General features: G+C 40.7%; 6 protein-coding genes and 1 pseudogene. 5 read left to right on the top strand and 2 right to left on the bottom strand.

Annotation, left to right across the window (positions count from 1 at the left end; translation table 11 throughout):
• Window positions 1-90 precede the first annotated feature (90 nt).
• Window positions 91-993 carry a glutamate biosynthesis transcriptional regulator GltC gene (gene gltC / locus LC033_RS11650; protein ID WP_226568652.1) on the bottom strand — a complete coding sequence of 301 codons (903 nt, stop codon included), beginning with the start codon at window positions 991-993 and terminating at the stop codon, window positions 91-93.
• Window positions 994-1,144: 151 nt separating this feature from the next.
• On the opposite strand from gltC, the gene gltB reads away from it, so the two are divergent.
• The gene (gltB, locus tag LC033_RS11645; protein WP_226568601.1) at window positions 1,145-5,716 is read left to right on the top strand and encodes a glutamate synthase large subunit; all 4,572 of its coding nucleotides are present in this window, start codon (window positions 1,145-1,147) and stop codon (window positions 5,714-5,716) included.
• A gap of 16 nt (window positions 5,717-5,732) precedes the next feature.
• Window positions 5,733-7,217: a glutamate synthase small subunit gene (gene gltD, locus LC033_RS11640; protein ID WP_226568599.1), complete on the top strand. Its 1,485-nt coding sequence runs from the start codon at window positions 5,733-5,735 to the stop codon at window positions 7,215-7,217.
• Window positions 7,218-7,676: 459 nt separating this feature from the next.
• On the opposite strand, the gene LC033_RS11635 is transcribed toward gltD, so the two are convergent.
• Entirely contained in the window at window positions 7,677-9,887 is a 2,211-nt protein-coding gene (locus LC033_RS11635; protein ID WP_226568597.1) for an MMPL family transporter, read from the bottom strand.
• A 101-nt stretch (window positions 9,888-9,988) separates the two neighbouring features.
• On the opposite strand from LC033_RS11635, the pseudogene LC033_RS11630 reads away from it, so the two are divergent.
• The 3 genes and pseudogenes from LC033_RS11630 to LC033_RS11620 form a co-directional block, all read left to right on the top strand.
• Window positions 9,989-10,319 (top strand): annotated as a pseudogene (locus LC033_RS11630) (helix-turn-helix domain-containing protein); the annotation flags it as partial.
• A 66-nt stretch (window positions 10,320-10,385) separates the two neighbouring features.
• A complete protein-coding gene (locus LC033_RS11625) occupies window positions 10,386-10,829 on the top strand; it encodes a Tn3 family transposase (RefSeq protein WP_226568594.1) in 444 nt (147 codons plus the stop codon).
• A 145-nt stretch (window positions 10,830-10,974) separates the two neighbouring features.
• Window positions 10,975-11,676 carry a DUF421 domain-containing protein gene (locus LC033_RS11620; RefSeq protein ID WP_226568592.1) on the top strand — a complete coding sequence of 234 codons (702 nt, stop codon included), beginning with the start codon at window positions 10,975-10,977 and terminating at the stop codon, window positions 11,674-11,676.
• The last annotated feature ends 121 nt before the right edge of the window (window positions 11,677-11,797 follow it).

The raw sequence follows: 11,797 nt of genomic DNA, 5'->3' as shown, positions 1-11,797 counted from the left end.
ATACCTTTCTTCCATATAATCTGTTGTTCTGTAATCTATCATATACAAAGAGGGATTATTTCTACAAATGAAAGGTCTTGTTTTAATGAATTATTTATATTGTTCAATTTTTGAGAAGAAATCCTTTACAAACGCATAAAAATCATGTGCAGAAGGAGACATCTCTCTTGACTTAGACGCAATTATTCCGACGGTTCTTCGGACTTGCGGGAAATCAATTGGAATTTTCACTGTAAATCGAGGTGTCGTTTCATAAAAGGCACTTTCTGGTAATAAGGTGACGCCCATACCCGCTGACACGAGACCTTTAATGGCATCCAAATCTTCTCCTTCAGATGAAATGGTTGGCTCATAGCCTGCCTGCTTGCAAGCATCAACCGCAATTTGTCTGAGCACATATCCTTCTGGAAATAAAACGAAATGATCCTTTCTCAAATCACTTAAATGAATACTTCTTTGACCACTAAAAGGGTGACTAATAGGCAAAAGGGCATAAATGCTTTCTGAAAACAAAATATTCCCTTCTATTTGAGGATCATTTGTCGGTAAGGGTCCTAAAAAGGCAAGATCAATATCACGATTTTTAACAGTGTCAATGAGAAATTTATAAGATCCTTGACGAAGTAAAAAATCAACCTCTGGATATTCCTGCTTAAAGGCAGAAATGACAGAAGGGAGCACTTGGCTTGCGAGACTTGTAGGAAATCCAATGGTCACCGTTCCTTTGTGCGGATCTAAGTATTCATCAATTTGCTCTTTCGCATAATCAATGGCCTTTAGTGCAGTTCTGACATGATCTAAAAATTGTCTGCCGATCTTTGTTAATTTAATATTTCGTCCTTCTCGTTCGAATAAGGCTACTCCAAGTTCTTCTTCTAAATTTGCAATCTGCCGGCTGATGGCAGATTGGGCAACATGTAAGTTTTCTGCCGCCTCTGACACGTGTTCACGGCCAGCAACTTCTACAAAATAACGTAACTGACGAAGCTCCATTTTTGCACTCACACCCATCTATCTCAAAAAGAGATTGTTTTAATCTAAATTATATATTGTTTATATTAATTTGAAAACTTAAAATAAGTTACAGAGTTTGTGAGATTTTATTACTGTGAAAAACGGATCTTTTAAACGGGGGAAAGAAACGATGACTTATAATCAACTACCACAACCACAAGGTCTCTACCGTCCTGAATTTGAACATGATGCATGTGGAATCGGACTGTACGCCCATTTAAAAGGGGAGGCGACACATAGCATCGTCAAAAAGGGATTACAAATGCTGTGCCAGCTTGATCATCGCGGCGGGCAAGGCAGTGATCCGTATACAGGTGATGGTGCCGGCTTAATGGTACAACTGCCAGACGCTTTTTTTAGAAAGAACTGCAAAGAATTTGCACTTCCTGAAAAGGGCCGTTACGGGGTAGGAATGGTCTTCTTTTCAAAAGATGATGATGACAAAACGCGTCAAGCCATCGAACAGAAAATCAATGGGTTCATTAAACAAGAAGGTCAAACATTAATTGGCTGGAGAACGGTGCCTGTTGATGCTGGGAAAATTGGTACTGTCGCGGCCAAGAGCTGTCCGGTTGTCAGGCAAGTTTTTATTGGCGCGAACGAAAACATAACAGATCGTTTGTCATTTGAAAGAAAATTATATGTCATTCGTAAGCAGGCTGAAAATTGGGGAGCAGAAGAGGAAAAACAATTTTACTTTGTCAGCCTATCAAGTCAATCCATTGTATATAAGGGACTTTTAACCTCAGATCAAGTTGATTCTTTTTACCTTGACTTGCAGGATGAAACATTTGTTTCTGCATTTTCACTTGTTCATTCAAGATTTAGTACAAATACATTCCCTACATGGGAAAGAGCTCATCCAAACCGTTACTTAATTCACAACGGAGAAATCAACACATTAAGAGGAAACATCAATTGGATGAGAGCAAGAGAACAACAATTCGTGTCTGAAGCCTTCGGAGAAGATCTAGACAAGATTTTGCCAGTGCTGAATGCAGACGGAAGTGATTCATCCATTTTAGACAATGCCTTTGAATTTTTCGTGCTTGCAGGCCGTACACCTGCTCATACAGCTATGATGCTCATTCCTGAGCCTTGGACTGAGAATACACACATGTCGAAAGAGAAACGGGCATTTTATGAATACCATAGTTCTTTAATGGAGCCATGGGATGGACCAACAGCCATTTCCTTTACGGACGGTAAACAAGTCGGTGCCATTTTAGATCGAAACGGACTTAGACCGGCGAGATACTACGTCACAAATGACGATCATATTATTTTCTCATCTGAAGTCGGTGTGATCGACACAAATGAAGAAGATGTGAAGTATAAAGATCGCCTTGAACCAGGTAAAATGCTGTTAATCGATTTAGAAGAAGGAAGAATTATTTCTGATAAAGAAGTGAAGTCTTCAATTGCGAATGAACTTCCTTATCAAAAATGGCTCGATGAAGAAATGGTTCATGTCAATCGCTCTGAAGAAAATTCAGAAAATTCTAGTATAATGAGTGACTTATTAACCCGTCAGCGTGCTTTCCATTATACGTACGAAGACATTCAAAAGTATTTAATTCCTTTACTAGAGGAAGGCAAGGACCCGATCGGTTCAATGGGTAGTGACACACCGCTTGCTGTGTTATCAGATCGTGCACAGTCTCTGTTTTCTTATTTCAAGCAGCTGTTTGCACAAGTCACGAATCCGCCGATTGATGCCATTCGTGAGCAGCTCGTCACATCGACCATGACTTGGTTAGGTGCTGAAGGAGATATTTTACATCCAAATGAATATTCATGCCGAAGAATTAAACTATATACACCGGTCTTAACAAGCGGGCAATTTAACGGCTTGAAAACGATTGTTCACAATGCCTTTAAAAGCAAAACGATTCATACACTTTTCTCAGATGATCTAAAACGCGGGCTAGATGCAATGTTTGAAGAGGCGGAAAAAGCCATTCGCCAAGGTGTATCTTTATTAATCCTTTCAGATCGAGAAATGACGGAAGAAAAAGTGCCGATTCCACCACTTCTTGCACTAAGTGCACTTCATCATCACCTTGTACGCCAAGGCTTACGAACAAAGGTGAGCTTGATTGTCGAATCTGGCGAAGTAAGAGAAGTCCATCATTTTGCAGCACTGATTGGCTACGGAGCAGATGCAATCCACCCTTATCTCGTCTACGAAACATACAAACAGCTTATTGCTGAAGAAGCGATCTCCATTGGCTTTGATGAAGCTGTTACGAAGTTTGGCAAAAGCGTGACCGAGGGTGTTGTCAAAGTCATGTCAAAAGTGGGTATTTCCACTGTGCAAAGTTATAGAGGGGCGCAAATCTTTGAAGCAGTTGGCATTAGTGAAGACGTCATTCAGGCGTATTTCACAGGAACAGCTTCGCAGCTTGGCGGAATTGATCTTGACACCATTGCAAGTGAGGCGAAGCTTCGTCATCAAGCAGGGTATCAGGCATCTACTGATCAAACGCTAGAATCAGGCAGTGAGTTCCAGTGGAGAAAAAATGGAGAGCATCATGCCTTTAATCCAAAAACAATTCATACCCTTCAGTGGGCATGCCGCAACGAAGATTATGACCTATTTAAGCAATACACAAAGGCAGCGAACGAAGAAAGAATCGGCTTCCTTAGAAATCTATTTGCTTTTCATCCAAAACAAAAGCCAGTTCGTCTTGAAGAGGTTGAATCTGCTGAATCGATTGTGCGCCGATTTAAGACAGGTGCGATGTCATTTGGATCTTTAAGTAAAGAAGCGCATGAGGTACTTGCTATTGCCATGAACCGAATTGGCGGCAAAAGCAACAGCGGAGAAGGCGGGGAAGATCCTGCACGCTTTACAGTAGATGAGCGCGGTGATGATCGCAGAAGTGCGATTAAACAGATTGCTTCGGGCCGCTTTGGCGTCAAGAGTCATTACTTGGTCAATGCCGATGAATTGCAAATTAAAATGGCGCAAGGCGCAAAGCCTGGCGAAGGCGGCCAACTGCCAGGAAATAAAGTGTATCCTTGGGTAGCAGATGTACGTGGTTCCACACCAGGTGTAGGCCTCATTTCACCACCACCTCATCATGATATTTATTCAATCGAGGATTTGGCTCAGTTGATCCATGATTTGAAAAACGCTAACCGTGATGCGCGCATCAGTGTCAAGCTTGTGTCTAAAGCTGGCGTTGGAACGATTGCAGCAGGTGTAGCGAAAGGGACGGCGGATGTCATTGTCATCAGCGGGTATGACGGTGGCACTGGGGCTTCTCCGAAAACAAGTATTAAACATACAGGACTTCCTTGGGAGCTCGGTTTGGCAGAGGCACATCAAACTCTTGTTTTAAACGGACTTCGTGAGCGAGTAGTTCTTGAAACAGATGGAAAGTTAATGACAGGGCGCGACGTTGTCATGGCTGCGATTTTAGGAGCAGAAGAATACGGTTTTGCGACAGCTCCACTTGTCGTTTTAGGCTGCGTGATGATGAGAGCATGTCATTTAGATACTTGTCCAGTCGGTGTTGCGACACAAAATCCAGAGCTTCGGAAAAAATTCATGGGTGATCCTGATCACATTGTGAACTTCATGATGTTTATTGCCGAGGAAGTAAGAGAAATCCTAGCTGAACTTGGCTTTACATCAATGGATGAATTGATTGGACGCACAGACGTTCTATCAGTTAGTGAAAGAGCAAAAGCACACTGGAAAGCAGGGCAGCTGGATCTTGAAACATTGCTTTATCAGCCAGAAGGGGTGCGCACATTCAGAACGCCGCAACATCATAAAACGGATGAATCACTAGATATAAATGAGATCCTTCCTTATGTACAGGAAGCGTTGAATCACCAAACACCGGTTGATCTATCACTGAACATTCGCAACGTCAACCGTGTGGCCGGAACGATTACTGGTAGTGAAGTGTCTAAGCGCTACGGAGAAGAAGGATTGCCAGAGGATACGATCACACTTCGTTTCACTGGTTCAGCTGGACAAAGCTTCGGCGCATTCGTTCCAAAAGGCATGTCTTTATATTTAACAGGTGATGCAAATGACTATATCGGCAAAGGACTCTCTGGAGGCAAAATTGCTGTCAAGACATCTGATCACTTTGTGCAAAATGGACATCAAAACGTGATTGTCGGAAACGTCGCATTTTACGGTGCGACAAGCGGGAGAGCTTATGTTAACGGGCGTGCAGGTGAACGATTTGCTGTTCGTAATTCAGGTGTTAATGTGGTCGTTGAAGGAATCGGTGATCACGGCTGTGAGTACATGACTGGTGGACGTGTCGTTATTTTAGGGGGCGTCGGGAAAAACTTTGGCGCAGGCATGTCTGGCGGTGTGGCTTACGTGCATACATCTGATGCGAAGCAGTTCAAAAGAATGTGTAACATGGAAATGATCATGTTTGAAAAGCTCACAGATCATGAAGAAGAACAAGAAGTGAAACAAATGATCAAAGAGCATCTTGATTATACAAATAGCTCAAAAGCAGTAGCACTTCTAAAAAACTGGGCGCAAGAAAAGGATCAATTCATTAAGATCATTCCGAGAAATTACAAAATGATGCTTCAATGCATTGAAGAACAAAAACAAGCGGGCCTCAGTCATGAAGAAGCTGTCATGTTCGCCTTTGAAGCAAACACAAAACCGAAAAATAAAGAAACGGCAAACGGGCAAAAAGCAGCCCTCGCTCATTAAGAAAGGGGAGAGGACAATGGGCAAAGCAACAGGTTTTATGGAATATAAAAGAGAAAAGCCAAATGAACGTGACCCTCTCACTCGTCAAAATGACTGGAAAGAATATTCAGCTCTTTATACAGATGAGGTATTGAAGAAGCAGGGCGCTAGATGTATGGATTGCGGAACACCGTTTTGTCAAATGGGGATGGAAATCAGGGGCGACGTTTCTGGCTGCCCGATATACAATTTAATTCCAGAGTGGAATGACCTTGTCTATCGTGGGAGATGGAAAGATGCGCTCGAAAGACTGCAAAAAACGAACAATTTTCCTGAATTTACTGGCAGAGTATGCCCAGCACCTTGCGAAGGCTCATGTACAGTTGCGATCAATGATTCAGCTGTATCGATTAAAAATATTGAACGCACGATCATTGACAAAGGATTTGAAAATGGATGGATTACACCAAGAATTCCTTCAAGTCGTACAGGGAAAAAAATCGCCATTGTCGGTTCAGGGCCAGCAGGACTTGCCAGTGCTGATCAATTAAACCAAGCAGGGCACGCAGTCACAGTGTTCGAACGATCTGATCGTCTCGGCGGCCTGCTCACCTATGGTATTCCAAATATGAAGCTAGATAAAGAAATCGTTGAGCGCAGAGTCAAACTTCTGAGACAAGAAGGCATTGACTTTGTGACGAACACAGAAATCGGTGTTGATATCACTGCCGATGAACTGAAAGAGCAATTTGATGCGGTCATCCTTTGCACAGGTGCACAAAAACAGCGTGACCTATTAATTGAAGGTCGGGAAGCAAAAGGGATTTACTTAGCAATGGATTATTTAACGCTCGCAACAAAAAGCATGCTCGATTCAGAATTTAAAGACAAAAATTTCATTGATGCAAAAGAAACAGACGTGATCGTCATTGGCGGAGGAGATACAGGTGCTGACTGCGTAGCAACTGCACTTCGTCAAAAAGCAAAAAGTGTTGTTCAATTCGGAAAGCATCCAAAGCTTCCAGATACACGTATAGGGGATAACATGTGGCCAGAACAGCCCTATATCTACTCATTAGATTATGCTTATGAAGAAGCACAAGCAAAATTGGGAGAAGATCCACGTCAATATTCGATACAAACCACAAAGTTTGTGGCAGATAAAAACGGAAAATTAAAAGAGCTTCATACCATTCAAATGGAAAAGGTGAAAAACGAGCATGGGAAGTTTGAATTTCATGAAATTCCAGGAACAGAGAAGGTATGGCCTGCTCAGTTAGTCTTGATTGCGATTGGTTTTGAGGGAACTGAACAGCCACTAGTGAAGCACTTTGGCGTGGACAGCAAAAACAATCGAATTGACGCAAAGTATGGGGAGTATACAACAAATGTAGAAGGCGTATTTGCAGCGGGAGATGCAAGACGCGGCCAAAGCTTGATTGTCTGGGCGATTAACGAAGGCAGACAAGTGGCACACGAGGTAGACCGTTATTTAATGGGGAGTTCGGTTCTGCCAAGGTAGGTCAAACAAAGGATGTTTATCAAATATAGAGAAAAGCCATGACCACTCTTTTGGTCATGGCTTTTTATGATTCAGAGATCGAGTGGTAGATGATCACTTTTTTTCCACACCCTTTGGTCGTCTGCTTTGGTTAAATTGCTCACAAAGCTCTTCTCTGATTTCCTCATCAAGTAATTTTTCTCGTATAGGGGTAGTATTAGCGAAGCTATCACTACCCTCGATAAGGAATTAAATTAAAAATACACCATTTCTGATTGTACTTCTTCATATACAACAGCCGATTCCTTAAAAATAGAGGTGAAAACGGCTACTTTATTTTTAAATTTCCTTAGCGTATATCCGCATTTGTCGGTACTACCCCATAATGCGTATGAAACAATCTATCTTATGGCCGCCATTGAAGTGAATGAAACCTTAGTAGAGCAGTAAATCAAACTTATATAAACATAAACAACTTCTTTATTTTTTATGTGTCAATATCAAAAGGGAGGGAAGTAAAATGGCTCTTATTAAAAACGTGTCTATTAAAATTCCCATCGCCATTGTAAAGCCGAATAAGAAAAGTTCTTGCAACGGCTGTGTCATTAAGACGGCAAAAGTTGCAGCCAAAATAATCCCTGCTGAAGAAATAACGCCACCGGTTAATGCAATTCCTTCGCCAACCGCCTTTTTCCATGGAAGTTCCTTTGCTTTTTCCTTAATCCGTGAAACGAGCATGATATTGTAATCAATCCCTAATGCAACCATGAAAACAAATGTGTACACCGGCAAACGGTAACTGATTGCTTCATAACCCATAAAGTGTTTGAATATCCACCAGCCAAATCCGAGCGTTGCGAAATAGGATAAAAGAATGGTTGCCATCATTAAAATTGGCATCAGAACTGATTTTGTTTGAAATCCTATTACAAGGGTCAGCAACACCGTCACAAGTGAAAATAGGATAATCATGTCACGTACATTCATTTGCTTCACATCAAGCTGCCCAGCTGTTTGTCCTGCATAATGCAGTTGATATTCATTCTTGGTAAATCCATTATCTTTAAGGAAGGTTTCCGTATGATCTCGAAGCTGTTCAACGGTATTTAGTGCCTCAATGTCGTAAGGGTTATTCTTCAAAACAAGCTGTAATTTCACGGCCTTCCCATTATCAGCTAAAAAGTTCGGAGGCAAATCTGCGTTACCTTTTATTACCTCATCAGTAATATCGGGACTAACTGAACTAATTCCTTTTTGATTGGCTAGTTCCTCTTTAAGTCCTTTCACCTTTTGTAAAAATTCTTCATTAACATCAATTTTCTTATCCGCCAGTAATATCACTGTTACAGGGGCCAATTGCCCTGCCGGATAATGGTCCGCAAGAAGTTCAAATCCTTGACGGGAAGAAATATCCTCCGGAAATGAATTCATTAAATTAAAAGAGAACTTCATTTGTGTCGCATTGAAAACACCGGAAAGCAGAATGATCAACAAGATACCCGCATATAACGCAGGACGTTTTAACACAAGTTTACTTACCTTTGACCAAATGCTTTCTTTATCTTTATGTTGTGGATTAAACTTTGGAATAAACGGCCAAAATGCTTTCCGGCCCATTAGTGCAAATATACTTGGGATAAGTGTTAACCCTGCTAATAATATAACGACAACGGCTACTGAAAACACAGGAGCAAAATGGTTATAAGGCTCAAAAACTGTTGTAAACAGTGTCAGCATTGCTAGGAATACCGTCCCGCCACTAAAAAAAATTGGCTCAGAAACATGGTACATCGCTTCGCTCATTGAATCATATTTCGATTCCTTTTTTCTTAATTCCTCACGGTACCGTGAGAACACAAACAAACTGTAATCGGTTATAACCGCGAATAACAGGACAAGCATAATTGAAACGGCAGAGCTATCAACAGGAAACCAATCATTCTTTCCAGCCAAACCTATGATTCGATCTACAAGGCCATATACAATCCCAGCAATAATCAATGGTGTAATGGCAAGTATTGGTGAACGATAGATGATAATTAAAATAACAAAGATTAAAGCTACTGTAGCTAACATTAAGACGAGATCAGCGTTTTTGAATAAAGCAATGGTATCAGCCGATATGCCGGCAGGACCCGTAATTTCGAATTGGAGATCATCCAAACCGATAGCAGTTACCTTATCCCTGATAGCATCTAATGTTGCATTAGCTTCATCCGAGTCAATCCCATCTTTTAACGCCAAGTTAAAAATTAATGTCGTTCCATCATCAGAAAACATTTGATCTTGAACCTTTTTCGGAAACTTATGATACGGAAGTGCACTTGCTATATGTTTTGGTTTATTAGCCGAAGCAAACCATTCACTGAGTTCCGTAATCCTTTCCCGATCTTGGTCGGTTATTTTTCCTTCATGATGAAATACAAGCAAGGCGGTTAGCCCGTTGTCGGTGGGGAATTCTTTATTTAGTACTTGCTCCGCAATTTCGGAAGCTGTGTTTCCTTTTACACTGCCTTCCGTACTGTTTTTGGAATAATCCTTAGATGATGGCGCAACGAAGCTGAATACAGCTACCACGACAATCCATGCAATTAAAACAATTTTTGCTCCCATTGAACTGCTGGAGAATCTGGCTAGTCTACGAAATGGTTTAAGCATCATATCAACCCCCAATATTTTATCTTGAACCATTATAGGAAATGAATATGAACAGAGGATGAACTACATATTTCAATTAATCCATCGAAATTCACTCGGATCCCAGAAGAGATACAGCTTGGGAATTTTTCTAGACCAATGATCTGATTGAGATTACAGAACTCATTGCCCAATAAGGGGCGCATTTAAAAAGTTTAAAGGGGTCTTGACTGGATACAACAACAGCTCACTGAAAAATGTTGTATACTATGCTGGGAATTGCACAATTTGAGAGAGATCTTACTTCAGAGTACAAAGGAAGGCATCTTAGCTGCCAACGAGGAAAGTTTCCCGGAAGGCCAAAAGCAGATGAGGAAAAGATCACCCCTCATAGATCAGGGGATGAGCCGGACAGATGCTGCTGAAAAGGTTGGTATTTCCCGTATAACTCTATATCGTATGCTACAAAAGGAGGATAACAGTTGAAAAGGAATTGGGAATTAGATGAGCTAATTGATCATTTCATCCTCATGCCTGTTGAACAAGAGCTGATTGACAAAGGCATTAAATAAATTAGAACAAGGAATCCCTAAAAATACAAAGGTTCGTATTTTAACAAAAGGAAAGGGAAACAGTAACGGCCGAATATCCATTTCTCCTTTTGACCCTGTGCCGGAGCCGATAAACCTGTCACGACTCAAAGGTGAAATTATGAAACGCTGGCCTATGACGAGTTTACTAGATATCCTCAAGGAAGATGATTTGCGTGTAGACTTTACAGAACTTTTTAAAACAGCTGCATCGAGAGAGGTCATTAGTAAAGATTTGTTACAGAAGAATATCTTATGCTTATACGGTTTGGGGACAAATGCTGGGTTAAAGCGAATTTCATACGGAGAACATGGAGAAAAATACAAAGTACTATTATACATACGGCGAAAATATATTGATAAAGATAATTTGCGTAATGCTATTGCTGAGATTGTTTCGGTATAGGGGGTAGAGGTGTCATGATTTACTGGCATGTGGCTAAACATTCAACTTGTATCTAATAATTTACTACCTTCGTACATGTTTTAGAACCTTCCTTTCATGTACATACTGTATGTAGATAAATGCAGTAAGAAAGGAAGGGACCTCTGTGTCATTTTTTAATATTTTTATTGAACTAATGATCGGATTTTTAGCCTTGTTTTTTATTATAAAACTTTTAGGTAAAACACAATTTGCACAAATCACTCCGTTTGATTTTATTTCTGCACTGATTTTAGGTGAAATGGTCGGGAATGCGATCTTTGATCAAGAAGTCAGCATCTTACATATTCTCTTTGCCGTTGGGGTTTGGGGCGTTTTAATTTACACAATTGAATGGCTTTCACAAAAATTTAAATCATTACGTGCCTTTTTAGAAGGAAGACCTACACTTATCATTGATAAGGGGAATATTCGCTACAATCGTTTGAAAAAGAATAAGCTTGATCTGAATCAATTGCAGACGCTCATTCGAGCAAAAGGTCATTTTGCTCTTAATGAAATAGAATTTGCGATTTTAGAAACGGATGGCTCTGTCAGTGTCCTTCCAAAAATGAAATACACACCAGCTACAGCAGAGGATGTGAACGTGAAAGGAAAAGAAGTCAAATTGCCTAGAACGTTTATTATTGACGGGGAAATCTTAAGAAAAGACTTACAGGAAGCAGGATTTGACGATGCATGGCTGCGAAAGCAATTAAGAAAGCAGCATATTTCTTCCTATAAAGACGTCCTATTCTGTGAATGGATTGAAAATGAAGGGATTTATGCGATCAAATATGAGAAATCTGAAAAAAAATCCACAACATAAAGGGGACTGACCCCCTAAGATGAGACAAATAAAAAACACCTTCAAGTTTGAACACGGACCGTTGTGATCCGAAATAAAACATGGAGGTGTTTTTTCTATGGGGACAAGAGTGAGTTATCCA

The organism is Bacillus stratosphericus (assembly GCF_020524495.1).
Lineage (GTDB): Bacteria > Bacillota > Bacilli > Bacillales > Bacillaceae > Bacillus > Bacillus stratosphericus_B.
Note: the sequence above shows the minus strand (reverse complement) of the source record. Positions and strands in the feature narration are given on the sequence as shown.